Source organism: Gottfriedia sp. NPDC057991 (genome assembly GCF_042886615.1).
GTDB lineage: Bacteria > Bacillota > Bacilli > Bacillales > Bacillaceae_G > Gottfriedia.
Genome location: NZ_JBHVQN010000004.1, coordinates 336,513 through 363,119, shown reverse-complemented (window position 1 = coordinate 363,119; position 26,607 = coordinate 336,513). Strand labels below are relative to the sequence as shown.

Annotated in this window: 25 protein-coding genes and 1 other annotated feature; of the genes, 15 read left to right on the top strand and 10 right to left on the bottom strand. The window is 32.3% G+C overall.

The annotated features are described in order from the left end of the window. Window positions 1–52 precede the first annotated feature (52 nt). The 3 genes from ACFVR2_RS15985 to ACFVR2_RS15975 all read left to right on the top strand — a co-directional run bounded on the left by ACFVR2_RS15985 (window position 53) and on the right by ACFVR2_RS15975 (window position 4,121). Window positions 53–1,381 carry an MATE family efflux transporter gene (locus ACFVR2_RS15985; RefSeq protein ID WP_387363883.1) on the top strand — a complete coding sequence of 443 codons (1,329 nt, stop codon included), beginning with the start codon at window positions 53–55 and terminating at the stop codon, window positions 1,379–1,381. Between the two features lie 276 nt (window positions 1,382–1,657). After that, window positions 1,658–2,989, top strand: a complete 1,332-nt coding sequence (locus ACFVR2_RS15980) for a cytochrome ubiquinol oxidase subunit I (protein ID WP_387363557.1) — start codon at window positions 1,658–1,660, stop codon at window positions 2,987–2,989. Between the two features lie 115 nt (window positions 2,990–3,104). Next, complete coding sequence (locus tag ACFVR2_RS15975) at window positions 3,105–4,121, top strand: cytochrome d ubiquinol oxidase subunit II (RefSeq protein ID WP_387363554.1); 1,017 nt, start codon at window positions 3,105–3,107, stop codon at window positions 4,119–4,121. A 409-nt stretch (window positions 4,122–4,530) separates the two neighbouring features. Here the strand turns inward: ACFVR2_RS15975 and ACFVR2_RS15970 are convergent, their stop codons facing one another. From ACFVR2_RS15970 to ACFVR2_RS15960, 3 genes are read right to left on the bottom strand one after another with little or no spacing between them, the layout of a single operon-like run. Then, window positions 4,531–5,184, bottom strand: coding sequence for an amino acid ABC transporter ATP-binding protein (locus ACFVR2_RS15970; RefSeq protein WP_387363551.1), 654 nt, complete (start codon window positions 5,182–5,184; stop codon window positions 4,531–4,533). A 13-nt stretch (window positions 5,185–5,197) separates the two neighbouring features. Continuing rightward, window positions 5,198–5,839: an amino acid ABC transporter permease gene (locus ACFVR2_RS15965; protein WP_387363548.1), complete on the bottom strand. Its 642-nt coding sequence runs from the start codon at window positions 5,837–5,839 to the stop codon at window positions 5,198–5,200. A 16-nt stretch (window positions 5,840–5,855) separates the two neighbouring features. Further along, window positions 5,856–6,632: an amino acid ABC transporter substrate-binding protein gene (locus ACFVR2_RS15960; protein WP_387363545.1), complete on the bottom strand. Its 777-nt coding sequence runs from the start codon at window positions 6,630–6,632 to the stop codon at window positions 5,856–5,858. A gap of 65 nt (window positions 6,633–6,697) precedes the next feature. Continuing rightward, window positions 6,698–6,959 (bottom strand) — a binding site (T-box leader). 1,244 nt (window positions 6,960–8,203) lie between these two features. On the opposite strand from ACFVR2_RS15960, the gene ACFVR2_RS15955 reads away from it, so the two are divergent. The 3 genes from ACFVR2_RS15955 (at window position 8,204) to ACFVR2_RS15945 (ending at window position 10,638) form a co-directional block, all read left to right on the top strand. Beyond that, window positions 8,204–9,085: a radical SAM/SPASM domain-containing protein gene (locus ACFVR2_RS15955; protein ID WP_387363542.1), complete on the top strand. Its 882-nt coding sequence runs from the start codon at window positions 8,204–8,206 to the stop codon at window positions 9,083–9,085. Window positions 9,086–9,218: 133 nt separating this feature from the next. Beyond that, window positions 9,219–9,833, top strand: coding sequence for an acetate uptake transporter (locus tag ACFVR2_RS15950; RefSeq protein WP_387363539.1), 615 nt, complete (start codon window positions 9,219–9,221; stop codon window positions 9,831–9,833). A gap of 169 nt (window positions 9,834–10,002) precedes the next feature. Then, window positions 10,003–10,638 (top strand): FMN-dependent NADH-azoreductase, encoded by a 636-nt coding sequence (locus ACFVR2_RS15945; RefSeq protein ID WP_387363537.1) that lies wholly within the window; start codon window positions 10,003–10,005, stop codon window positions 10,636–10,638. 61 nt (window positions 10,639–10,699) lie between these two features. Here ACFVR2_RS15945 and ACFVR2_RS15940 read toward each other — a convergent pair whose 3' ends face one another. Together ACFVR2_RS15940 and ACFVR2_RS15935 are read right to left on the bottom strand one after the other, a co-directional pair. Next, entirely contained in the window at window positions 10,700–11,926 is a 1,227-nt protein-coding gene (locus tag ACFVR2_RS15940) for an ATP-binding protein (RefSeq protein ID WP_387363535.1), read from the bottom strand. A gap of 127 nt (window positions 11,927–12,053) precedes the next feature. Further along, the gene (locus tag ACFVR2_RS15935; protein ID WP_387363532.1) at window positions 12,054–13,199 is read right to left on the bottom strand and encodes a metallophosphoesterase; all 1,146 of its coding nucleotides are present in this window, start codon (window positions 13,197–13,199) and stop codon (window positions 12,054–12,056) included. Window positions 13,200–13,432: 233 nt separating this feature from the next. On the opposite strand from ACFVR2_RS15935, the gene ACFVR2_RS15930 reads away from it, so the two are divergent. Then, a complete protein-coding gene (locus ACFVR2_RS15930; RefSeq protein ID WP_387363529.1) occupies window positions 13,433–14,707 on the top strand; it encodes an ATP-binding protein in 1,275 nt (424 codons plus the stop codon). A gap of 82 nt (window positions 14,708–14,789) precedes the next feature. On the opposite strand, the gene ACFVR2_RS15925 is transcribed toward ACFVR2_RS15930, so the two are convergent. Further along, complete coding sequence (locus ACFVR2_RS15925) at window positions 14,790–15,566, bottom strand: class I SAM-dependent methyltransferase (RefSeq protein ID WP_387363525.1); 777 nt, start codon at window positions 15,564–15,566, stop codon at window positions 14,790–14,792. 143 nt (window positions 15,567–15,709) lie between these two features. Here ACFVR2_RS15925 and ACFVR2_RS15920 point away from each other — a divergent pair, with 143 nt between their 5' ends. The 3 genes from ACFVR2_RS15920 to ACFVR2_RS15910 all read left to right on the top strand — a co-directional run bounded on the left by ACFVR2_RS15920 (window position 15,710) and on the right by ACFVR2_RS15910 (window position 17,014). Next, complete coding sequence (locus ACFVR2_RS15920; protein ID WP_387363522.1) at window positions 15,710–16,030, top strand: hypothetical protein; 321 nt, start codon at window positions 15,710–15,712, stop codon at window positions 16,028–16,030. An 82-nt stretch (window positions 16,031–16,112) separates the two neighbouring features. Next, a complete protein-coding gene (locus tag ACFVR2_RS15915; protein ID WP_387363519.1) occupies window positions 16,113–16,790 on the top strand; it encodes a Dph6-related ATP pyrophosphatase in 678 nt (225 codons plus the stop codon). A 92-nt stretch (window positions 16,791–16,882) separates the two neighbouring features. Then, window positions 16,883–17,014 carry a hypothetical protein gene (locus ACFVR2_RS15910; protein ID WP_387363516.1) on the top strand — a complete coding sequence of 44 codons (132 nt, stop codon included), beginning with the start codon at window positions 16,883–16,885 and terminating at the stop codon, window positions 17,012–17,014. Between the two features lie 29 nt (window positions 17,015–17,043). Here the strand turns inward: ACFVR2_RS15910 and ACFVR2_RS15905 are convergent, their stop codons facing one another. After that, on the bottom strand, window positions 17,044–18,033 hold the full coding sequence (locus ACFVR2_RS15905) for an NAD-dependent epimerase/dehydratase family protein (protein WP_387363514.1): 990 nt from the start codon (window positions 18,031–18,033) through the stop codon (window positions 17,044–17,046). 20 nt (window positions 18,034–18,053) lie between these two features. Then, on the bottom strand, window positions 18,054–18,425 hold the full coding sequence (locus tag ACFVR2_RS15900; protein ID WP_387363511.1) for a DUF2500 domain-containing protein: 372 nt from the start codon (window positions 18,423–18,425) through the stop codon (window positions 18,054–18,056). A 652-nt stretch (window positions 18,426–19,077) separates the two neighbouring features. Between ACFVR2_RS15900 and ACFVR2_RS15895 the strand changes: the two genes are divergently transcribed. The 4 genes from ACFVR2_RS15895 to ACFVR2_RS15880 all read left to right on the top strand — a co-directional run bounded on the left by ACFVR2_RS15895 (window position 19,078) and on the right by ACFVR2_RS15880 (window position 23,156). Beyond that, entirely contained in the window at window positions 19,078–19,515 is a 438-nt protein-coding gene (locus ACFVR2_RS15895) for a galactokinase (protein ID WP_387363508.1), read from the top strand. Between the two features lie 258 nt (window positions 19,516–19,773). Beyond that, complete coding sequence (locus tag ACFVR2_RS15890) at window positions 19,774–20,760, top strand: LacI family DNA-binding transcriptional regulator (protein WP_387363505.1); 987 nt, start codon at window positions 19,774–19,776, stop codon at window positions 20,758–20,760. A gap of 103 nt (window positions 20,761–20,863) precedes the next feature. Beyond that, window positions 20,864–21,712, top strand: a complete 849-nt coding sequence (gene pheA / locus ACFVR2_RS15885; RefSeq protein ID WP_387363502.1) for a prephenate dehydratase — start codon at window positions 20,864–20,866, stop codon at window positions 21,710–21,712. 113 nt (window positions 21,713–21,825) lie between these two features. Beyond that, window positions 21,826–23,156 (top strand): IS3 family transposase gene (locus ACFVR2_RS15880; protein WP_387363499.1). Its coding sequence is split into 2 segments (ribosomal slippage): window positions 21,826–22,207 and window positions 22,207–23,156, totalling 1,332 coding nucleotides; the frame shifts between segments, so codons are not numbered across the junction. A gap of 74 nt (window positions 23,157–23,230) precedes the next feature. Here the strand turns inward: ACFVR2_RS15880 and ACFVR2_RS15875 are convergent. Both ACFVR2_RS15875 and ACFVR2_RS15870 read right to left on the bottom strand, forming a co-directional pair. Next, window positions 23,231–23,500 (bottom strand): hypothetical protein, encoded by a 270-nt coding sequence (locus ACFVR2_RS15875; RefSeq protein ID WP_387363496.1) that lies wholly within the window; start codon window positions 23,498–23,500, stop codon window positions 23,231–23,233. Window positions 23,501–23,632: 132 nt separating this feature from the next. Continuing rightward, a complete protein-coding gene (locus ACFVR2_RS15870; RefSeq protein ID WP_387363493.1) occupies window positions 23,633–25,054 on the bottom strand; it encodes a sigma-54 interaction domain-containing protein in 1,422 nt (473 codons plus the stop codon). 330 nt (window positions 25,055–25,384) lie between these two features. On the opposite strand from ACFVR2_RS15870, the gene ACFVR2_RS15865 reads away from it, so the two are divergent. Continuing rightward, a complete protein-coding gene (locus tag ACFVR2_RS15865; protein ID WP_387363490.1) occupies window positions 25,385–26,596 on the top strand; it encodes an ornithine--oxo-acid transaminase in 1,212 nt (403 codons plus the stop codon). Window positions 26,597–26,607: the final 11 nt, after the last annotated feature.

Sequence of the window (26,607 nt, the reverse complement as noted above, 5' to 3'; positions counted from 1 at the left end):
AGAGATTAATCCTCAGGAGCAAAAAAAAGTAAAGTTTACTTTATTACGCCCTATGATTTTGTTTCTAATTCCATTACTTTTAAGTAATATTATGCAATCAATTGGCCAGGTTATTAGCATGATTATAGTAGGAAAATGGTTAGGGGAAAATGCTTTAGCTGCAATTTCAGCTTTCTTTCCAATATTTTTCTTCTTAGTATCATTTATTATTGGAATTGGCTCTGGCAGTTCCATTTTAATTGGTCAGGCACATGGTGCAAAGCTTGAAGAAAGAGTAAAAGCTATTGTAGGTACGACTCTTACTTTTACTCTTTTCCTCGCGGTAGTGCTTGCGATATTCGGTAATATTTTTATTGAAAAACTATTGAGATTAATAGGAACTCCAGAAAATATACTTCATGTTAGTACACATTATGCTTCCATTTTATTTTGGTCGATTCCCGTGCTATTTATCTATATGGTTTATACAACTTTAATGAGAGGTATTGGGGACTCGAAAACACCTTTTTATTTTCTTATATTAAGTACAGTTTTAAATGTTGCACTTTTACCACCATTAGTATTTGGTTGGGTAGGCATACCGAAGCTAGGAATTTATGGGGCAGTCTATGCATCAGTAGGCTCAACAGTTTTAACATGTATAGTTCTATTCATATACTTACACAAAACGAATCATCCCCTACGCTTTGACGCTTCAATGAGAAATTATTTGAAGATGGATCCTGAACTTTTAAAACTAATATTAAAACTAGGTATTCCAACGAGTATTAATATGGTATTTCTCTCGATTTCTGAGATTGCCGTTATTACTTTTGTTAATCAATATGGATCAAATGCCACTGCATCCTATGGGGTAGTAAATCAGCTAGTAAGTTATGTTCAAATGCCATCAATTTGTATTGGAATCGCAGTATCAATTTTTGTTGCTCAGTCAATAGGAGCCAATCAGGTTGAACGATTAAACCAAGTTATTAAAATAGGTTTATTACTTAACTATGTGTTAGGTGGCATAGTAGTATTACTCACTTATCTTTTCTCAAAGCCTATTCTAAATTTATTTCTAACGAATGATAGTACTGTACAAATAGCGAATAGTTTATTGATGATTACGTTATGGGGATATTTAATACTCGGACATTCGTTTATTTTATCGTCTACAATGCGTGCCAGTGGAGCTGTACTGTGGCCAACGCTCATGAGTATATTCGTAATATGGTGTATTGAAGTACCTGTAGCCTATCTTTTATCTCATTACACGAGTCTTGGAATGAAAGGAATTTGGGTCGGATATCCGGCAGCTTTTATAGTTGGACTTGGATTAAACTTTTTATATTATAAATTTTCATGGAGAAAGAAACGTATAGTCCGTTTAGTGAATTAGTTTGAAATTCATAAGATCAGTCTGAAAATCAAAGAAACATTGTCTAAACACTGAAACCACAAGGTTTATCCTTGTGGTTTTTTGTTTTACCACTCACTTTCTATGGACTTAAGATTCCCCGTATACCTTTATTGTTATAGGAACATACTTTTATAGATACAAATAAAAATGCAATTTTACTGATTGCGTTCATAAAATCGTAACATTATCGGTCATTTGATTAGAATAATTAAATTCATTGGACAATAAGATATTACATTATAGGGGGGATTTCGGATGGAGTTGGATAATGTCACACTCAGTAGATTACTAACAAGTATGACACTAATATTTCACATTATTTTTGCAACAATTGGTGTAGGAATACCCTTAATGATCGCAATAGCAGAAGGGTTAGGAATCTTAAAAAAGGATCCACATTACACGCTTATGGCAAGAAGATGGGCCAGAGGTTACACAATTACTGTTGCAGTGGGAGTAGTAACTGGTACTTGTATTGGTCTACAACTATCCTTATTATGGCCGAGCTTTATGAGAATCGCGGGTCAAGCAATTAGTTTTCCATTGTTTATGGAAACATTCGCTTTCTTTTTTGAAGCGATATTCCTAGGGATCTATTTATATACTTGGGACCGTTTTAAAAAACCTATTTATCATTGGTTGATCATTTTACCTGTAATATTAGGTTCAACTTTGTCAGCATTTTTTATCACTACGGTAAATGCGTTTATGAATACGCCACAAGGTTTTACTTTGAAAAATGGAATAATTAAAACGGTCGATCCAATTGCCGCAATGTTTAATCCAGCAGCACCTTCTAAAACTTTACATGTAATTGTTACTGCATATGTTGCATCCGCTCTTATATTAACGTCGATCGCTGCTATTCAATTATTAAGAGGAATGAATACGGAATACACACGAAAAGGGCTTCGATTAGTAGCTACACTAGGATTAATTTTTGCCGTTTTAACAGGTATCACAGGAGATGTTTCAGCAAAATTCCTAGCTAAATACCAACCGGAAAAACTAGCAGCAATTGAGTGGCATTTTGAGACAGAAAGAGGGGCAGATTTTGTCTTATTCGGAACGCTAGATGATAAAACACATGAAGTAAAATATGAAATTCGAATTCCTAAACTGCTAAGCTTTTTATCTTTCTCAGACTTTAATGCACCAGTAACTGGATTAAATGAATTTCCAGTAGATGAGAGGCCACCTTTGTTCATACATTATTTATTTGATATTAAGATGACCTTTGTTGGCTTAATTATATCGATGACCTTCCTATTTGTTGTGTTTTCTATTAAGAAGAAAAATTGGATGCATAATAAGTGGCTCTTACGTGGACTAGCGCTGACGGGACCATTAGCGATGATTAATATCGAACTTGGATGGATGATTGCCGAAATTGGCCGTCAACCATGGATATTAAGAGGATATATGAAGGTTTCAGAGGGAGCCACAACTGCCAAAGGACTAGGCGGTATGTTTTGGTTGTTTTTTGTATTGTATGTATTTTTAGGAGTCTTTTGTACAATCGTTATTCGAAAAATGTTCATTCATAATCCACCCGAAGATGAACTTAAATATCGTTTTAAAAAATAGGCTCTGTTAAAAATTCAATCAAAAAACTCTCGGTAAGTTACGAATAAGTAAATCTTGTAGCTTGAAAGAGTATTACTGGAAATTGAGACAAAGCCAATGAATAGGAGGGTGAACATTGAATATTGAGTTATTAGGAATAATCGTTTTATGGATATTTCTATATGGATATATCATTATTGCGTCAATTGACTTCGGTGCGGGATTCTTTGCTTATTACGGAAAAGTAACGAAAAAGGATCACTTAATAAATAATTTAATAAGTAGATATTTATCGCCAGTTTGGGAGATAACAAATGTATTTTTTGTATTTTTCTTTGTTGGCATTATAGGTTTCTTTCCAAGTGTTGCATTTTACTATGGAACGGCCCTTTTAATCCCAGGAAGTATTTCACTAGTCTTAATGGCAATTAGAGGCTCGTTTTATGCCTTTTCTAATTATGGATCCAAGGACAACAAAGTTTATTTATTCTTATATGGAGCGACTGGTCTATTGATTCCGGCTTCACTTTGTACGGTTCTGACCATTTCTGGAGGAGGTTATATTGTTGAAAAAAACGGAGTCGTTCAATTTTTAGCTAAAAACTTATTAACAAGTATTTACTCCTGGAGTGTTGTAATTATTGCAATCATTTCAGTCTTGTATATTAGCGCAACATTTTTAACCTATTACGCAAGTAAAGCGAAAGATGAAAGTGCGCTAGCAATATTAAGACAATATGCTTTGTTTTGGACCGTTCCAACGATCCTATCAAGCTTTCTTATATTTGTAGGATTAAGAGATAATAATGTTAGATTTTATGAAAATATAGTTAATCATTATTGGTGGATGTTTTTATTATCATTAATTTGTTTTCTAATAGCATCATCATTAATTTTACTAAAACGGAATTACGGAACAGCCTTTATATTTGTAATGCTCCAATTCTTCTTCGCTTTTTTCGGCTATGGAGCAGCGCACTTGCCATATATATTAGATCCATATATTACGATCTACAATGGATACACCAATCAAACATCCGGTACTATGTTAGTAACTGTATTTGTCTTAGGGTTACTACTGTTAGTTCCATCGCTATTGTTCTTATTTAAACTATTTTTATTTGATGCCGAATATGTTCAAGGGAAAAAGTAAAGTGGGGGAGATGAAATGCACTCTTCTAATAAACATGAAAAGCGGCTTGTGCTTCTATGTTTTATTGTAGCTTTTATAATGGGCTTATCATTTATTAGTAAGTTTTTTCATTGAATAATGTGTAGGGAGAGGCGCCAGTAATATTGTGGCGTCTTTTTTTTATTGTGACTTTAGTTAAATAGACTGGAACTGAATTAAGGATGAGATTGCAAGGGGTGCAAATAAATTGGTGGAACTTCAGTAAAGCGACGGGAGTGCAAATAAATCAGGTGAAACTGCAAATAAATTGATGGATCTGCAAATAAAAAAGGTGAATCTGCAATTAACATGCTAAATTCACCTGAAATAACGTTCATATTATTTAGTTTTATAGAAAAAAGGGGGAATTTAAGTCTAGTTTCCTCTACATTCACGCACTTTCTAAAACTTTTCCTTCTTTTACAAGTAGCGTACGAGTCGAAACATTACTTGCAAATTCCATATCATGCGTAATGACAAGAATGCTCATTCCGTCTTTTGCTAATTTTTTCATAATCTCAGCAATTCCGTTCGTTAGTTCAGGATCTAGTGCTGAAGTAGGTTCATCAAAGCAAAGAATTTTTGGCTGTAGTGCACATGCTCTAGCGATTGCTACACGTTGCTGCTGGCCACCTGATAACTCGTTTGGTAATGAATTTGCTTTGTCACTTAGACCAACTTGTTCTAACAAATCCATTGCCCTCTTTGTAGCTTCTTCTTTATTCATACCTAGTACTAGAGTTGGTGCTTCAATAATGTTTTCAATTACTGTTTTGTGTGGGAATAAATTATAGTTTTGAAAAACAAGACCAACATTTTTTCTTACTTTTAAAAGATCTTTTTTAGATTCAATCGTTTGGCCATCTATTTCAATTGATCCACCATCGAAGCTTTCTAAACCATTAATACAACGAAGGATTGTCGTTTTACCAGCTCCTGATTGTCCTAATAGAGTAACGATTTCTCCTTTATTAACTTCAAAAGAGACTTCATTTAATACGGTTTGTTTATTAAACTGCTTTGTTAAGTTATTTACTTTTAACATTTTTAGTCTCTCCTTATTTATAATATGAATATCGATTTTCTAATCGTTTAAATAAATTCGTTAATATTGCTGTTAGTAGTAGATAAATAATACCAACAAAAACAAGAGGAAGTAGAGATGCGCTAGTATTTGATGCGATTTTAGCTACTCGAAGCATATCATCAAGTCCAACTACATATACAAGAGCTGAATCTTTTACTAAAGTAATTACTTCGTTTGAAACAGGAGGTAAAACTTTTTTTGTCATTTGAGGCAGAATAATTCTTTTAAATGTTTGACTGCGACTCAAGCCTAAAACCTCTGCTGCTTCAAATTGACCTTTATCAACCGATTGGATACCAGCTCTGAATATTTCCCCAAAATAAGCTGCATAGTTAAGTACAAATGCGATAATAACTGTTGTAAAACGGTCAAAGACAATTCCGACTAATGGTAAACCAAAAAAGATAAAGATTAATTGTAAAAGTAGAGGTGTACCACGCATTAATAAAATATAAGAACTAATAATTGATTTGATTGCTGTAATATTCGAAAGTCTTCCAAGTGCAATGATGATTCCAAGTGGAATTGCTAACGCTAGAGTTATTACGAAAACCTCTAGCGTTACTTTTAATCCATCAAGCATGGAAGGTAATAAAGATATAATTTGTTCCATGATCGTAAGCTCCTTTTTATTTCAATGTACCGAACCATTTTTTATAAATTTTGTCGTAAGTACCATCTTTTTTTATAGCACCAATTTGTTTGTTAATTTTTTTAAGTAAAGCAGTATCATCTTTTCTAACGCCAATTCCATACTCTTCTTCACCAAAGTTATCTTTTAAAATTTTGTATTTGTTTTGGCCTCGTTTGTTCATGTAGTATCTAGCTAATGTTTCATCTGCTACAACCACATCAACACGTTTTGATTCTAAGTCCATTAAAGCTTGGTTGTTATTTTCATATAATACAGGTTTGCTACCGTTAAACGATTTTACTAATTTTTTATCTTTATTAACTGCATCTAATGAACTTGATCCTTCTTGAATCCCAACATTTTTACCTTTTAAATCTGCTTTTGTTTTTATATTTGAATTTGCTAAAGTGATAATAACTTGTCTATTTTTTAAATATGCATCTGAGAAATTTACTTTTTTCTTACGCTCATCGGTAATTGAATAGCCGTTCCAAATTGCATCAATATTTCCTGATTTTAATTCAGTCTCTTTCATTGACCAATCAATTGGTTGGAAAGTTACTTTCATGTTTTCACGTTTAAATACTTCTTTTGCTAAATCAATATCAAAACCAACAACTTTACCTTTATCATCTTTAAAACCCATTGGTACAAAAGTATCATCTAATCCAACGACTACTTCGTTTGCATTTCGTTTTTCTTTTCCACAACCAGTTACAACTAATATTGAAATCATACAAATGATCATTGCTGACATTAATTTTTTATTCATTTTACTCTCTCCCTTAAAAAATTCTTGAAAAACAAAAAACTCCCGCCCTCTAGCTATATGAATAGCTAGAGGACGGGAGTAATACTCACGTGGTTCCACCTCTATTTTATTGATACCTCACGATACCAACCTCTTCAAGTGCAGCAATTAAGCTATACTTTAGCACGATAACGGGTGCAGGGAATCCGGAAACAGTCTACTACCAAAAAGGGGTTCGGTGCTCAGCTCAGAGATGTGTTCAAAATATTGTCTTACGCCCCTCGCACCAACCGGGAACTCTCTGTTTAAGAACTTAATACTTTTACTATTTCTCATCAATGCTTTTAAAATTAAATTTTCAATTATGTTAAATACTGCAGTTTTTTTAAATTCAAACTAGTTTGTTTTGCGATGAACAAATAATATTACAGATTACAAACAACTGTCAACAAATTTTATTTTAAAAAACGTTGATTTTGTCAAAACTTGGGTAGGAAATTTCTCGGGAAATATGGAAAATTGTCGATTAAATGCTGATAAAACTGATTGGGATTGTCAAACTTTATCAATTCACAAAAATAACATAGACTATATAAATTTACGATTAAAAAATATAAATTATCATTAATAGCGAGAGGGAAATCACTCGTTCTTGGCAACTAAATAAGCCGAGATGGTTTTATCTAAGTAATTCAAAGAAGTAGCCCATGCCGTGCAAAAGCATAGGGGCTATTTCTTTTTTGTTGCGTTGAACATACTAACTACTAATTGAATCAATACAACGACAAAGGTCATTGCGATGATAATTTCTTTATATTTAACAAAAAATTCATGCGCTCAAAGTATATCTAAAGAATCGTATGATATACTAAACATATATTAAAAAAGAACGAGTGCGCTAACACTCGTTCCAGGCAACTAAATAAGCCGAGATGGTTTTATCAATGTATTTTTTCTAAGAAGTAGCCCATGCACTGCGAAGCATAGGGGGCTATTTCTTTTTTGTTGCGTTGATCATACTAACGACTAATTGGATCAATGCGACGACAAAGGTCATTGCGATGAAGATTAGAGTAAGTATTTCAAGTATTTGCATTGGCAGCACCGTTGCCATCAACCTAAAAAAACTATAAATTGATGTTTGCTTCCCTGTTCTATGTGTCTGATTTTGCCGAAGCTACTTTCGTTTGGTCTAACACTTCGAGGGTGTAAATTCGGATATAACGAATCCTACATAGTTGAGTGATCGGTTACTTGATTATTCTCAACCTTATTAATGATTGACTTGGTTTTCGTCTTTTTTTAAACCCACTCACTATCATGGTTCTACCCAATGCCGAAGTCACTTTCGCGACATCCTAGATTCACAGTAGGTTTATTAATTATATCATGATAATTATGATTAAACTGAAGCTATAATTATAAAATTTAAACAATTTCTTGAAGTTTTAGAATGATTACAATTCTGTTCGGTTGGTAAAAATTGAACAGAGTGTTGAAATATTAATATCTTAAAAATTATTGTATGATAGGATTATAGTTTTTTTAGAGCGAAAAATATGGATATAGATAATGAAAAGTAGGAGAGTAGAATGAGAAAATTTAAGAAAGTTTATATAGAAATTACAAATATATGTAATTTGAAGTGTAATTTTTGTCCGAGCCCAACGTTGGAGAGACCGTTGAAGTTTTTGGATGAGAAAGCATTTACTCATGTTGTAAATTCGGTTAAACCTTATACGGATCATATTTATTTTCATTTGATGGGTGAGCCGTTTTTAAATACAAAACTCGGTAGATTTTTGGATATTAGTCACGAAAATGGTTTGAAGGTTAATTTAACTACGAATGGTACGTTAATTAATAAAGTAAAGGATTTATTAATTGCATCTAAAGGTTTAAGACAAATCAATTTTTCACTTCATAGTTTTGAGGCGAATGATTTAACGAAGGATTTGCATGATTACGTTGAAAATATTACGAATTTCATTAATGAAGCGAATGAAAAAAGCGATATGATCTGTGCAATTAGGCTTTGGAATATGGATAGTGAAGAGTTAAGAGCAAGTAATTCATTGAATATTGCTATATTAAATTTACTTGAAGAAAAACTAAACTTAGACTTTTCTTTAAGTGAAAGACTTCAGGAAACACATAATATTAAACTGCGCGATAAAATTTATTTAAATATGGCAGAAAAGTTCCAATGGCCAGATATGGGTAATGATATCATCGATGAAAATGTATTCTGCTATGGTTTAAGGGATCAAATCGGAGTATTAGTTGATGGAACAGTTGTACCATGTTGCTTAGATAGTGAAGGTAAGATTCCATTAGGGAATATTTATGAGACATCACTAGAAGATATTTTAAATTCTGAACGTGCAAGAGCGATTTATGATGGTTTCTCAAGACGATGTGCAGTGGAAGAATTATGCAAAAGATGCGGTTATGCAAAACGACATAAAAAGTAATTTTTGGTAAAAAGCGCTTTCTTTTTAAAAGAAAGTGCTTTCATATTTAAAAGAGAAAAAAAGTTATATTAATCCTCGAAATTTTATTGTAGTATAGTTTAGTCTGTTTAAAATTTTAGGAGGATTTACATCAATGAAAGACGTACAACAAATTAAAATAACTACTGCAGATCCATCTGCAATTGGTTTATTCGGTTTAGCGATGGTAACGCTTGTTGCCTCAACACAAAAATTAGGATTTACTGATGGTGTTTCATTAATTTTACCATGGGCGATTTTTTTAGGTGCTATTGCACAATTATTTGCGAGTATCCAGGATTTTAAACATAATAATGTTTTTGGCGCAACAGCGTTTGGAGCATATGCTTTCTTTTGGTTAGCTGTTGGTACTACTTGGTTAATCCAATTAGGTGTTTTTGGTGAAGCATTAATGAAAGCAGCTGATGTTAAACAACTTGGTTTTGCTTTTGTAGGATATTTAATTTTTACAATTTTTATGACAATCGGTGCAATGGAAACTCATAAGGTATTATTTATTATTTTTGTATTAATTGATTGTTTATTTATTGGATTATCATTAAGCACATTAGGCTTTATGGAAGAAGCTACGCATACTTTTGCAGCATATAGTGAATTAGGAATTGCAATTATGTCATTTTATGGATCGGCTGCAGCTGTATTAAATAGTCACTTTGGAAGAGAATTTTTACCTGTAGGGAAACCTTTTGGGATTTTTAAAGCGAAATAATTAAAATCAAGTTTTCGGACTTTGTCTATACAAAAAAACCTTTACCATTAGAGTAAAGGTTTTTTTTATAAATATTTGTATTGTTTGGCTAGTAATGACAGATGATAATATCGTGCTTCTTATAAGGTAAAGATAGTTTGGACATTTAAATTGAAAGGTGGAATTTCGTTTGACAACATTATTGTATATCACAGCACATCCACACGATAAGTCTACTTCATACAGTATGGCGGTTGGTGATGCATTTATCGAGAGTTATAAAGCTGCACATCCTAATGACCAAGTAGTACATATTGACCTTTATAATGAAAAGATTCCTCATATTGATGCTGAAGTGTTTGCAGGGTGGGGAAAACTTCAATCTGGAGGATCTTTTGACACACTTTCTTCAGGTGAGCAATCAAAAGTAGGAAGATTAAATGAGATTGTAACCCAATTTGCTGAAGCAGATAAATATGTCTTTGTAACACCTTTATGGAACTTTTTATTCCCTCCAATTATGAAAAACTATATTGATGCGATTTGCGTTGCTGGTAAAACTTTCCAATATACTTCTAATGGCCCTCAAGGATTATTAGGTGGTAAAAAAGCTTTGCATATCCAGGCACGTGGTGGAGTTTATTCAGAAGGTCCAGCTGCAGGTCTTGAAATGGGGCATCGTTATATTGGAGTAATCATGAGCTTCTTAGGTGTTCAAGATTTTAATGGAATCTTTGTAGAAGGTCAAAATCAATTCCCGGACCGTGCACAAGAAATTAAAGAGCAAGCAATTCAAAAAGCTAAGGAAACTGCAAAAGACTTTTAATTTGCAACAAAAAAACTCACACTATTGTGAGTTTTTTTTGCGAAAATTATGTTGGTTTTCTTCATTCATTTTCAAATTGCCAAATCGGTAAATAAATCCGGAATATGGATCCTTCGTTTTCCTTACTACTTACTTTAATTTTACCTTTAAATTTTTCGATGATATTAAAGCAGACGGTTAACCCAATCCCTGTGCCTCTTTCTTTTAGTGAGTAGAAGGGAGTGCCTAGCTTTTCAATAGTTTCTTGAGACATTCCAATTCCTGTGTCTATTATTTCAATAAGTGCATATTCATTTTCTAGTAAGAGATTGATTGTTATAAAACCGGCATCGTGCATTGATTCGATTGCATTTTTCATCAAGTTAACGAGAACTTGTTTAAATTCAATCGGATTTATTTTCGTATAAAGTATTTGATTTAAGTTTAAATGGAAACCGATGCATTGGCTATTTGCCATCGAGGCAAGTAAATCAGTTACATTTAATATTTCTTTATTTACTTCTACGACTTGCAGCGTTTCAGTTTGAGGCTTTGCTAGTGATAAATAATCATTAATAATAATTTGAGCGTAGTCTAATTCTTTTAGCATCGTATCAACATAGTATGTTTCTTCTGCGTTCATTGTTTTTGTTTTTTGAAAAAGTTGTGCAAAACCTTTTACGACAGTTATTGGATTACGAATTTCATGTGCAATCGTTGCAGCTAGTTGACCAATCGAATTTAATTGTTTGGCCTGTTGTATTTCCTTGTGATTGGCTTCTAAAGCTATGACCTTCGTCTCTGTTTGTAAAAATACAAATAAGAGTATTAATTGAATTGATAGGAATTCTAATATATTACCGACAGGGTCTAATGCTATATAAGAATATTTTTCTTTTAGATTGGTGAATGTGATTATTAATACAAAAGTAGGACCAATTAGTATATTACATGCCCAACCAATATAAAATGCTATGCGATTATATAAAAAGATCGTAAAGATAGGGATGATTGCTACAAAACTATACATTGTTGATGTGTCTGGGTAGGTCCAAAATTTAATATACACATATAGTGAAGAAATGGTCGTAAACAATACTTTTGAAAATGTGTTATCTTTTTTAACAAAATTAAATAAAGCAAAAATAACAATGAACATTAAGATAACTTGAGTAATCAGTTCAATTGGATGATCCTTAAAAGTTAAAGGAGAAAGTGTAATTCCTACTAATAATAAAGAAGTAAGTGAAGCCATAAAAAAAATATATATTCGACGGCTCCTTTTGTTGTAGTACTCTGTATTTTTCATGCTTCAATCTCCGTTCTGAAAAGAAACTCTCAATAATATTTTACACTTTTCAGAAAACTATTTATAGATAAATTATGAGATTAATAAAAAAGAGACCAAAAAAATGTTTTTTGGTCTCTTCATAAGTTTAATTATTAAATGAAACAGTAATCGTTACAATCTCAGAAGGGTTACCTGTTCTGATTGGAGGTCCCCAAGTTCCAAATCCTGATGAAACGACAAAGTGTGAGCGTTCTTTTTGTAAATAGCCCCAATCAACTTCATAAAGTCGACGGGTAATTAAGTGATTTGGCATAAACTGGCCGCGATGCGTATGGCCAGACACTTGTAAATCTACGCCTAATTGAGTTGGAATTTCTAAATGATAGGGCTGATGATCAAGTAAGATAATTGGTTTTGTATGATCGATTCCTTCAAGTAGTTCATGTAATTCTAGGCGCTTTTTACTTGCAAGGTCTTTACGACCAACGATATAGAAATTGTGATCAACGAGTTCTTTCTCATCTAATAAAATATGAATACCAGCATCCTTTAAATGCCGGGCAAGTATATCTAAATGTCCACCGTAATAATCATGATTACCAGGGACCGCGTATGTACCAATCTTTGGCTTTAACTTTTTCAATGTTTGGATCATATTTTCCTCAACAAAAGGAGTAATATCTTCATCAATAATATCTCCAGCAATTAAGACCAAATCAGGAGCAAGCTTATTAATCTTTTCAACAAGAAACTCTAATCTTTTATTCGTGACTAATGTGCTTAAATGTAAATCCGAAACAAGTACAATGGATAGTTCCTTATACTTTTCATTTGTTTTTGCAACATTGATGTCATAATGAACAATCTGTGTGTCTAGTGCACTTTTTCTACCTTTTGCGATAAGGCTTGTGACACATAATATGACAATTGTTCCAAGTATCACAGTTATACTACTTGTTTTGAAAGATGTAAATTCTCTTAAAATCAGTCCAATCAAATCAGCAATGATGACAAAGAAAATTAAATAATAAAAGATGGCTAACCAGTATGCTCCAATTTTATGGATTGGTTTAAAGAATGTAGTAGGAAGCTTACTCTTTAAAACTCTTGAAAGAATGTACGCAAAAGTTATTAATAGAAATACGATCCAATAGATTGTTTTTATTGTTGGATTCGTCCACCTACTTAGCAATGCATTAATATAAATCCATCCATTAAGACCTATGTAAAAATTAATTAAGAAAAAGAAAATCATAACCAAAATAATATTTAATACTATTCTTTTATTCATAGTGATTCCTTTCATGCGATAGTGGTAAGGTACTTCTAGTATAAATGTTTAAACTTATAAACGCACTTAATTCACTGTTTAATAAAGTGAAAAATAACATAAAAATATTAATCGACAGAAAATCAAAAATAGTGGGAGTTAATAGGGTAAAATAAAGGATTTTTGGAAGTTTTGTCGTATTATATTTATGTTAATTATATTTCGAAAATTTCGAGCCTAGTGAGGATAAAAACGTGTTAATCGAAAAACTTTTGCTACATGTTTTAATCATATTAAGTCCAATATTAATATACAGTATTATCTATGAAAGGCATGGCTATAAAGATAAAATTTATCTTTTTGGCATGTTTCAGGCTGTAGCAGGTTTTTTTTGTATGGCCTTTCCATATCCAGCATATGGGTTATTTTGGGATTTAAGATATATCCCTCTAACAATTGCGTTTCTTTATTGCGGCTATCGCTGGGGAATCGTGACTTTTTTAGCAATCCTATTAGCTAGAATAATTTTAGGTGGAGACGCTATCATTTTTGGTATGGTCAGTATTACCTTATCCTCACTAGGGTCTTTAATTTTATTTAAATGGTTTTGGACATTTAAGCCTAAACAGAGAATATTTGCTACAGCACTTATTAGTTTATGGCCTGCTTTAGTTCAATTAGGGATCTTATTTACTTTTTTATTTGTAAATAAGATTAGTTTTAAAAGCGATTACAGACTATTTGGGTTAATTTTTATCTTTATTGTAATAGAGTTAGTCGCAATTACTTTAGGAGCAAAACTGATTGAAACACTAATTGAAAACAAAATACTGCATAAAGAAATCCAAAGAGCTGAGAAACTTAATACGCTAAGTGAAATGGCAGCTTCTATTGCCCACGAAGTTAGGAATCCACTTACAGTTGTTAAAGGTTTCCTACAATTAATGCAAGAAAACAAAGACAATCAATCGATGGAATATTTGCCTTTAGTATTAAGTGAATTAGGTAGAGCAGAAGGAATCATTAATGATTATCTAAACTTTGCCAAACCACAATTTGAAAAAGTGGAAACGTTTAATTTAAAGCAATGCGTTTCAGATGTAGTCACCTTATTAGTTCCTCTAGCTTTAAAGCAAAACGTTAAATTAAAAGGTGATACAGAAGTAGAAACATTTATAAATACAGATAAAAATCAATTTAAACAAGCATTAATAAACCTAATTAAAAACGCAATTGAGGCAACTAGCTCGGGTGGATTTGTACATACGAAGCTGCACGAAGAAAAAGATAAAACGGTCATTACGATTAGAGATAATGGAAAAGGAATGACGAAAGAACAGCTTTCACGTATTGGTACGCTTTTCTATTCAACTAAAGAAAAGGGAACTGGCGTCGGAACAACAGTTTCTGTTCGAATCATTGAAGCAATGAACGGAACAATCACTTTCGAGAGTAGCGTTGATGAAGGAACAAAAGTAACCATTAAACTACCAAAAGTTGAGCCTAAGGATCATAAAGTGAATGGATAATTGGTTGGCCTTGAATGGGAAATGAAAAAACGCTTAGAAATTAGACTAAGCGTTTCGTTTAATGTGAGTAGTGTCTATATTATTATTTCTTTCTAGCAAAAAAAACTGTCCAACAGTCTTTTTCAATAATAGAAGATTGATGCTGAAGTTTATTTTCGATGAATTTTACTAATTGATGTAGCTCTTCATCAGTGAGTTCATGAAGAATTGAACGGCCTGTTCTAAGCAATAAATCACTCCGAAGTGATTCTAAGTTAGTATAGGTACGTCTTGTTTCCCAAAGTTTTACAGTGTTTTCTACATGGAACCCAGCTGACTCTAATGCTGAGCGCATTTCTTGTGTATCATATCTTCTAGATATTTCTTTCGTTTTCAATTTTGGGTATAGGTCAAAAAAATAACCCCGTATATGGCTGTCGTCTCCAGGAAGTAAACAATCTTCTGGCGTCCGGTCTTGTACGATTAATATTCCATTCTTTTTTAGTAAACGATTTGCCTCATTGAAACAGGCATTTAAATTATCTAAATGATGTACTAAAGCTCTTTCCAATACTACATCATAATTTGAAGATGGAAGTTTAGTATTATATGCATCTCCTTTACTAAAAGAAATGTTACTGTAGTCTTTACAATTTTCAGCAGCACCTTTTAGCATTTCCTCTGAAAAATCTACCGCCGTAACGTGGTTTACTTTTAACTTAGTGAGAGCTTTCGAATAAATCCCTCCGCCACAACCTATATCAACGGCGTCTTTTCCAAACAAATCAATATTATCCCTCATTAACTGAAACCAAGATTGATCAGCCTCTCTAGTTGTATAAGTTTTATTATTTTGTTCATCGTGGAAGTTGATGGCCATTCGATTACCTCCCCAAATTTAATTTAGGTGCGTCTATATTATTAGTATAGACGATGATATTACACTGAATAATATCAATAAGTTATTGGCATCAATAAGATATTTTTATTAAGAAAAGCGTCAGATAAAAAGGAATGGTGAAAATGGAAGGTACAATAGAAAGATTTGAAAGCTTAAGAACTGAACTAATCAATCATTATGAAGCATCGAAAGGAAGTATCTTTGGACATAAAGGATTGAAAATACAAGGTAAGGTTTTTGTGTTTTATAATGAACCAAATATTGTTGTAAAGCTAAAGCCAGAAGATGTTGCAACAGCTTTAATATTAAACGGAGCAAAAAACTTTGACCCTATGGGTGGGAAACCTATGAGAGAATGGGTTGAAATTCCATACGGGGATCAACAATGGTTTGATTATGCAATAAAAGGTATGACATACGTTAAAAGTTTACTAAAAAATTAATAACTAAAAATTTGTTTGTTATAAAGAATGGATAGAAATTTAATCATTTCTATCGCTTTCATTTTAAGGGAGAATGAGATAAGTGAACAATCGTAAAGTAGCAGTTTCTTGGAGTGGTGGGAAGGATTGTTGTTTAGCATTAGATTTACTAATTAAAAATAAATATGAAGTGGCATGTCTAGTATCAATGGTATCGAAAAAAGATGAAAGGAATCATGCGCACGGGACTCCGCTTAAATTTTTACAAATGCAAGCAGACGCAATTGGAATTCCTCTTGTCATGATTGACTCAGCAGGTAAATATGAGGAGTCAATGATTAATGGACTAAAAACAATAAAAGAGCAATTTGACCTTTCTGCGATTGCATTTGGTACATTATATGTCGAGGAAGATCGACAATGGAATGAACTAGTTGCAACTAAGGTAGGACTTGAACCGATTTTCCCAGTATGGATTAAGAAAAGTGAGACTACTAATTTACTAGACCAATGGCTTGAGACTGGATATGATGCAATGATTTGTAGGGCAAGAGAGAATATTTTTGATTCTACGATCGTAGGAAAGATCCTAAATAAAGATTTAAAAGAACTATTCATTAGCAAGGAAATTTGTTTAATGGGCGAGAGTGGAGAATATCATACGTTTGTAATTGATGGACCATTATTCAAAGAACGCTTAACTATTATAGATGCAGATACTATTCTAAATAGTGGATTATGGTCTTTAAATATTAAAGAAATTCAAACAACTATTAAATAGATTTCTACTGAGTTTTTTATAGAGATAATATAGTTTGAGATTGCTATTAACATTGCTTTTAGAGAAATTAACATATTAGAGGAGTTTGCATGATGAAGCATTATGCTGCAATTGATTTAGGAGGATCGGCAATAAAGTTTGCATTAATCAACATCATTTACCAGATTCAAGTTAGGCCAATCAAAAACAAGCTAAAATCACTTAAATACAATAAATTTAGGTGACTTTAGCTTGTTTTTAGTTTGTCTTACTTTCAATCAATTGTAGTTAAGTACCAATCAGCATAACGATTAATACCTTCACTAATTGATACTTTAGGTTCATAGTTTAAATCACTTTTGATTTTTTCAATATTTAGCGTATAGTCATAGCTTAAGAAATTGGCAATATGCTTGGAAACTTTAGGTGGTTTGTTAGTAATCCTCGCAATTATTTCCGAATTCAACGCGATAAATGACAGTAGTTTTGGTGAGATATTTTTTGTATTCAACTCTTTATTTAAGGCAAAGAAGAGTTGTTTAAGCACATCAATTAAATAAATAGGTTGATCGTTTGTAATATTGTAGTACTCACCATTTAAGGCATTATCTGCATTCATACAAGCTAAGATCATATCAACAACATTATCGATATAAGTAAAATCCATTAGAACTTGTCCTTTATGAACTAATGGAATTCCTCCATTTTCATTTATCTGTATAAATCTCCCGAAAATCGTATGATCGAAAGGACCAAAAATTTGTCTAGGTCTTAGTGAGATTGCAGGTAGCCCTTTTTCAATTGCATCTTCAATAATTAAATCTGCCATATGCTTTGTTTTAGCATAGTAATTAGAGTGTTTTGATGGCAGTGAATCACTTTCTTTAACATTTTTACGACTCTCACTAGTAAAGTACACACTCGGGGTCGAAATATTAATAAACTTTTTTAAATCTGTTGAAAGTGAAGCATTAACAATATTCTTTGTCCCTTCAACATTTGTTTTCTCAAATTCAGAAAAATGTCCAAAAGGTGCTGCAAGTGCAGCACAATGGATTACATAATCTACATTTTTTATATTTTCTTCTAATAGGACAGAGTCATTCAAATCTCCTTTGACAAAGGTGACATTTTCCATCCTGTTGAAAAATTTAGCTGCTTCCTCATTTCTTCCAAAAGCTATAACGGAATAGCCCATTTCACTTAATTTTTTAGTAGTATGTTTTCCTAAAAAACCTGTGGCACCACTAATGAAAACATTCATTATTCCACCCCAAAAAGAAATTATTGTCGCTCAAAGTTTATGAATCTCGTTCCTTGGAAAGTTAGTTTTCCTGTATCATTTTCTACTAATTGACCATAAATGAACCCATCAATTTGAAATTCAATTCTGTCTCCAGATTCGACCTCAAGTGTAACATAATAATGTGTAGAGGAATGAGTGAACTGGTTCGTATTAGCACGCTGAATATAATCTATTCTTTTAGTAACTATTTTTGCTGTGACAATTAATTTGAGTTGTTTATTATTGAAATTCCATTGCTTTAATCCTTTTACTAGTGCAAAAAATATACCTGCAAAAACGAAGACGAAAATGATTGGAAATACAAAAGCAATAATTTTAAAAATATCAAAACCTGCATCAAACCCTGACATTATTAAGACCCCCTTTAATTAAATTGTAAGGCTCTCACTTCTTAATCCTCTTTAAGTCGAATTGGACTATATCTATATTTTATTAAATTTTCTGAAAGTAATAAACTTATTTCTTTCAACTAGCAAATAAAGTTGGAGATGTAATGTAAACATATAAAATATTTTAGTGAATTTTATTTCCTTTATTATTTAAATATAATTCTAAAAACAATCTAATTAGTAAAAAATGTAAAAAAATTACTATTAATAATCTAATAGAACTACTATCCGAAAAGCTTTAAATTAAGCAATGATACCGTTGTTTGACTTATATGAACATTAATTGTGACAGAATAAAAAACTAAGTAAAAAATCCTCTCATTTTAGTAAATTTTAATTGAATAATTATTGACCAATAATATCCATGAGAGTAGGATACTCTTAATAGAACCCTTTTTTCTCTTTATAATGTTCCTTTGCCAAGGTAATAGTTTTTAAAAATAGTAAGGTGATCAGTGCTAGTAAGATTGTTATCTACTAATTGTAAGAATTGAAATAAGGCTAGCGAGGGGAAATAGGGTTAGATGATTTAAATGTTTGGTTTAAATTATTTCTATCTGATTAAATAGCGGGTAGGACATCATGGGAAATTAGTTATAGGAGTGATTAGGAAATGAATGTTAAAGATTTAATATCAGTTTACAATCAGTATTACAGTCATTCTAATTTACGCGTTTTTTTTGTATCAGGCCATACTGACGAAATCGAAGAAATTACGGACTTTGATGGAAATGGTCACAATACTTCACAATCATTCGGCATTTATGTGATTTTGTCTAGAACAGAGACGCAATTAATTAAATTAGTATCCTTAAACTTTGAAGATTTAGGAATCATTGAAATTTCTTTAAATGATTTAGGCGACGAAATAAAGCATGACTGGGCTAGCTACTTAAAGAAAGTGATAAGTTATTTAAAACAAGCAGGGTATCGTATTAATAGGGGGATGGATATACTGATTTACAGTAATCTTCCAAATGAAGTAGGGCTATCCTCAACCAAGTCAGTTGAAGCTTTAACAGATACAATGTTAAAAACTTTATACGAATAGAATTAAGAAACCACATCTATGTTTTCAAGAATTAAAAAACAGTTAAGTTTACTCCAGAAAAATTAAATTCTCCTCTTGTAAATTATAATATTTCAAATTTGCATAAATAAAACTTAATTATCCAATCTTGATTTAAAGAAAATAAAATATGTAAAAAATTCTCCATATTTAATGAATATACGTACAACCTTCAACTGTTAAAATTAAAGTAATAGTTTCGAAAACAATTCAGATTGGAAGGTTATGAGGAGAGTTGTAATGACTACAATTAAAGATATTGCCGAAAAAGCAGGGGTATCGATTGCTACTGTATCAAGAGTGCTTAATTATGACCCTGCACTATCAGTAAGTGACGATACAAAACAAAGAATTTTTGAAACAGCAGAAAAGCTTTCATATAGGAAAAAATCAAAAGTAAAAAAGAATATCGCTAAAATCGCACTTGTTAAAGGTGATCATGGACATGAAGAATTAAGTGATCTCTTTTATATGCTAATTCGTTTTGGAATTGAAAATAAGTGTGAACAACATTCCCTGCACATTTCTACTTTTTTTCGTGGGAATGAAAAGGGGATGTTGGATGAGCAAATACTTGGTGTGATTGCATTAGGTAAGTTTGACAATCAACAAATTAGCTCATTGAAAAAAGTATCAAAAAATATAGTTTTTGTTGATTTTTCACCAGATGAAGAGCAATTTGATTCTGTTGTTACAGATTATGAGAATGCTATTATAAAAGTTTTAGATCATTTTATATCGCATGGACATCAAAAAATCGGTTATATTGGTGGACGCGAGTATGATAAGAAGCAAGGTCAAAAAATTAATTCTCGGGTGAAAACATATAAGAACTATTTAGAGGAAAAGGGACTCTTTAGAAAAGAGAATCTGTACTTAAGTGAATTTACAGCTGAAGCAGGGTTTAATTTAATGAACAAGGCAATTCGAGAACATGGTGGGGAATTACCAACAGCATTTTTAATTGGCTGTGATACGATGGCTGTCGGATGTCTAAGAGCACTTCATGAAGCGAAAATATCTGTGCCAGAGCGTGTAAATTTAATCGGAATGAATGATTTTGTGTTTTCGAAATATCTTTTTCCTAGCTTGAGTACTTTGAAGGTATACACTGAATTAATGGGTGAATCTGCGGTGGATTTATTAATGGAAAGACTTTTAGGTAGGAAAGTAGCCAAAAAAGTGATTGTTCCTACGACATTAAAGATTCGTCAAAGTAGCCTGTAAAACAGATATTTGCAAAATTTGTAAGATAATTGCTAAAAATTAAACATTTTACTTTTAATCTTAACTCTTTTTAGTATAATTAAAAATTAAAAGGAGTGGGAACGTGAAGGTTGGGTATTTAGGTCCTGAGGCGACTTTTACACATGTTGCTGTTCGGTCTGTTTTTAAGAATGATGAACATATTGCTTATTCTAGTATTCCAGTTTGTATGGATAATGTAGCTGAAGGTGAAGTTGATTTAGTTGTCGTACCAATAGAGAATTCGGTTGAAGGATCTGTGACTACAACTATTGATTATCTTGTACATGAGCAGCCATTAAAAATGGTTGGTGAAATTATCATACCGATTAGACAACATTTATTGATGGCAAAAGGACAAGCACATCGAGTAAAGGATATTGAGGTGATCTATTCTCATTCTCATGCGTTAGCTCAGTGTCACACATTTTTGCATAATCAATATAAATATACAAAGTTAGAACCGGTTACTTCTACAAGTGCTGCAGCTAAAATGGTTAGTGAGCAATCTAATGTTTGTATAGCTGCGATCGCTAATGAATTTGCTGCAAAGAAATATGGATTAGAAATTGTTGCTTCAGATATTCACTCTAACTCGTATAACCACACGAGATTTGTTGTTTTACAAAGACAAGATGCAGAATTAGAAACAAGTTATTTTCAATCTAAACATACTAAAGCAACTCTAGTTATTAACATGCCAGAGAATCATGCTGGTGCGCTTCACCAAGTGCTTTCTGCATTTGCATGGAGACAGATTGACCTTTCAAAAATTGAGTCACGCCCGACGAAAACTGGATTAGGAAATTACTTTTTCATTATTGATGTTGAGATGGGCTATGATGAAGTATTATTACCTGGAGTAAAGCAAGAATTGGAAGCTTTGGGCTTTTCAGTAGATCTTATAGGAAGTTATTCAACAATATCACTATAAAAAAAGAGAAGGTTTATATAAAATGTACCCTATAGAGTAGACACTTAAAAAAAGTGACCTCTATAGGGTACTTTTGTTTATAATTAGAAAAAACGGGATCGGGGAAATATTAGATGAGCGATAAAATATTTACAGATAAAGAAATTAATCTACTTTCCAAAAACCAACACGTAAAGTCAGTTAGTACGAAAGGGATCACTTACACCCATGAGTTCAAGCGTATTTTTATTTCGGAAAATAAGAAAGGAAAATTACCGAGACAAATATTTGAAGAGTGTGGATTTGATATAGAAGTGATTGGAATGAAAAGAGTTCAAGCTGCTGGTAATAGATGGCGTACTGCGTATAGAGAAAATGGTGAACTTGGTCTTCGTGACACGAGATCCAATAGCTCAGGGAGACCTTTAAAAAGAGAACTAACTTTGGAGGAAAAGAACGCTCGTTTAGAAGCAGAAATTAATCTACTTAAAGCTGAAAATGAACTATTAAAAAAGATTCGTTTCTTAGAGGGGAGGATGAAGTAGTCGTTATTTCTCCTAGTCAAAAATATACTCTAATACGTTCCATAATTGAAAAGTTTGAATTAAAACATATAGTAACTTACCTTTGTAAGATAGCTGGCGTATCAAGAAGTGGCTATTATAATTACTTTTCTATTAAGTCACAAGAACGAAGAAAGCAACAAGATGAAAAGGATGAAATTTTAAGGGTAAATATATTAAAGGCTTATCGCTTTAAACGGTATAAAAAAGGGGCACGTCAAATCAAGAATACATTGGCGGGTCAATTTAAGATTGTCTACAATTTGAAACGTATACGAAGAATCATGAAAAAATACGGTATAGTTTGCCCAATTAGAAAGGCAAATCCCTACAGACGAATGATGAAGGCTACAAAAGAACATAGGGTTGTTCCTAACCGATTGAATCGTCAATTTAAACAAGAAGTACCTGGGAAAGCTCTTCTAACAGATATAACCTATTTAAAATACGGTAAAGGTCAGAAAGCATATTTATCAACAATCCTAGATAGTTCAACAAATGAAATACTGGCATACCATGTTTCAGACCGAATAACAATGGAGTTAGCTACAGATACTCTTCGAAAGTTAAAAAGGAATCGTAACTTTAAGAAAGTAGAAGGTTCACTTATTCATTCAGATCAAGGAACACATTATACACACCCAGACTTTCAAAAACTAGTAAAAAAACTAGGTTTAATTCAATCAATGTCTAGACGTGGAAACTGTTGGGATAACGCTCCACAAGAATCATTTTTTGGCCATTTTAAAGATGAAGCCTCTATTAAGTCATGTCAAAATTTAGATGAGCTTAATAAAGAAATAAAACATTATATGAACTATTACAATCATTATAGATATCAGTGGAATTTAAAGAAGATGACCCCTGTACAATACAGAAATCATCTTCTTAAAACTGCATAGTCTTTTTTTCAATGTCCTTTACAAAGGGTACATTTTAATAAGCCTTCTCTTTTATATTTTTTATTTTTACATGTTTAGTAGTAATAAGGGGGAGGACAATAGTATCCTGGTGGGCAATAGTAGTAAGGATAGCCATAACCATAACCACCCCAAAAAAATGGAAAAAATGGGAAAAATGGACGAAAGAACGGACGTCCAAAACCAAATCCAGGTCTACCGAATCCAAATCCGGGTCTACCAAAACCAAATCCAGGTCTACCAAATCCACCCATTCCACCGTGAAAGCCTCCCATCCCACCATGGAAGCCACCACCAAACGGACGATAATCTTGTTCATTTTGCATACAATCAAACCTCCTTTACGTATAAGTCTTACATATTCAAAATATGCAGGACAAATGCTGAAGGTTTGGGCATATTACATTTTAAATCGTATTGGAAACATTGAATTAGTTACTATTTAATATTAATAAAACTTAATCATTTGATAAATTAAACTTGCGAATTCGATATTGTAAGTTTTGTCTACTGATGCCTAATTTTTTTGCAGCCTGTGTAATATTGCCGTTATGCTCATTTAAAACATTTATAATATACTGTTTTTCATTGTTTAATAAAGTATTTTTCAAATTTGATTTGTCCTCTGTTAATTCCGATTGATTTATTTTAACTTCTCTATTTTGTTGAGCAATCGGTGCTGCGCTTGTATTCCTTTTTTCATTAAAAAATCTTGATGGCAAATGTGTAGTAGATATAATTGTTTCATCTTCTATTAAGTTCATTGCACCTTCAATCATATGTTCAAGTTCGCGTATATTACCTGGCCAATTATGATTCAGGAAGAAATTTGCTACATTTTCATCTAAATTAGTTACCCGATGGCCGAAAAGACGATTATATTTTTGAATAAAGAAGTTTGCTAACAACAATATATCTTCGAAGCGTTCACGTAGTGGTGGTAGAAATAATGAAACGACACTTAGACGGTAATATAAGTCTTTACGTAAATGGTTATTCGCGATTGCTTCAATAGGGTCTTCGTTTATCGTAGCGATAATTCGGACATCTAATTCTTTTTCGTTAATTTCACCAATTCTTCTAACTTTACGTTCTTGAATAACCCTTAAAAGTTTAGCTTGTAAGTTTGGGCTAAGCGAATTAATTTCATCTAATAATAATGTTCCACCATTTGCTTCTTCAAATAGTCCAGGCTTATCAATTGCCCCAGTAAATGCTCCTTTTTTTGTCCCAAAAAGAATACTTTCAATTAAGGATTCTGGAAGTGCGGCGCAATTTTGAGAAATGAATGGCTTTGTTGCTCTTTTGCTAGCATTATGAATACTTTGGGCGAATAGTTCTTTACCTGTTCCAGTTTCGCCTACAATTAAAACGGATGATGAAGTTTTGGCAGATCTTTTTGCATCTTCAATTATGCTTTTGAATGAACCGGATGTTCCGATTAATTGTTCAAATGTATAACGTGTATTTCGATTTTGAAGAATACCTTCCTGCACAGATTGCTTTAATTCCGTCACGTCGCGAACCATTTCAATTGCTCCAATAATTTTATTTTCTTTCATTATTGGGTAAGTATCATTGATTGTCGTAACTTCTTTACCTTTATTATTAAAATAAGATTGTTTTATATTTTTTCGTACTTTACCTTTTTGGAGTGCTTCAAGTAAGGTGCTCGATTGGTTTTTTTGAAACGTGAAGACATCTAAAAGATTTTTATGTAAGACATCCTCTTCATTCATCATTTCGATTTCCATCATTTTGCGGTTATACACCATTGTATTTGCATCTTGATCAACTACATGTATACCGATATCTATTTCTTCTAATATTAATTGTAACAATTCATCAACAGCTAAAAAGTTTTGTTTATCATTTTTCATATAATTCTCTCTTTTCATTATAACAATAGAAAAAATTTGCACTTCTAACTATTTTTGGTAAGATAAAAAGGCAGTTTTTTTCCGGATGTGCTAATTTTCTTTGTTAATCGTTTTTTTGCTGCAAATATTCTATGCATATTTTAATTAATTTTGCGCCTGAATGCAAAAATATTTTGCAGTAAATTGAAAACGGTATCATGCATAAGGATGAATAACGCTTAGAATAAGTACATTTTGTGAATTTTAATTTATTTAACATGTTTGGCACGGAAATTGCTTATTCTTTTAGTAAGAAACTAAAAATTAATCAATAATATTGGGGGAACTCAAATGACAACTAATTCTCAAAAGATCATTGACCAAACAAATCAATATGGCGCAAATAACTATCATCCACTTCCAGTAGTAATCGCTAAAGCTGAAGGTATTTGGGTTACAGACCCTGAGGGTAACAGATATTTAGATATGTTAAGCGCATATTCTTCTGTAAACCAAGGACATCGTCATCCGAAAATTATTCAAGCTTTAAAAGATCAAGCTGACAAAGTTACATTAACTTCTCGTGCTTTCTATAGTGAAAACATGGGTGAGTGGTTTGAAAAGGTAGCAAAAGTTACTAACAAAGATATGATTTTACCTATGAACACTGGTGCTGAAGCTGTTGAGACTGCTATTAAAGCTGCTAGAAGATGGGCTTATGATGTTAAGGGTGTAGAAGAAAACCAAGCAGAAATTATTGCTTGTGTTGGAAACTTCCACGGACGTACGATGGCTGCAGTTTCTTTATCATCAGAAAAAGATTATCAACGTGGATTTGGACCATTCTTACCAGGAATTAAGTTAATTCCTTATGGCGATATTGAAGCATTAAAAGCTGCAATTACGCCTAATACTGCTGCATTCTTAATCGAACCAATTCAAGGTGAAGCTGGAATTAACATTCCTAAAGAGGGATTCTTACCTGAAGTAGCTGAAGTTTGTAAAAATGAAAATGTATTATTTATTGCAGATGAAATTCAAACAGGTTTATGTAGAACTGGTAAAACTTTTGCATGTGATTGGGATGGAGTAATTCCTGACATGTACATTTTAGGTAAAGCACTTGGTGGCGGAGTATTCCCAATTTCATGTGTTGCTGCAGATCGTTCAATCTTAGGCGTATTTGAGCCAGGTTCTCACGGATCTACATTTGGTGGAAATCCATTAGCTTGTGCAGTTTCTGTAGCTGCTCTAGAAGTTCTTGAAGAAGAGAAGTTAGCTGAGCGTTCAAATGAGCTTGGAAACTACTTTATGGAAAAATTAAAAGAAATCGACCATCCTCATATTAAAGAAGTTAGAGGACGTGGATTATTTATTGGTGTTGAACTTCATGTACCAGCACGTGTTTATTGTGAAGCATTAAAGAAACAAGGTTTATTATGTAAAGAAACACATGATACAGTAATTCGTTTTGCACCACCATTAATTATTTCAAAAGAAGATTTAGACTGGTCAATTCAACAAATTAACGAAGTATTTAGCCAATATAAAGCAACTGTATAAATGGAGCGATA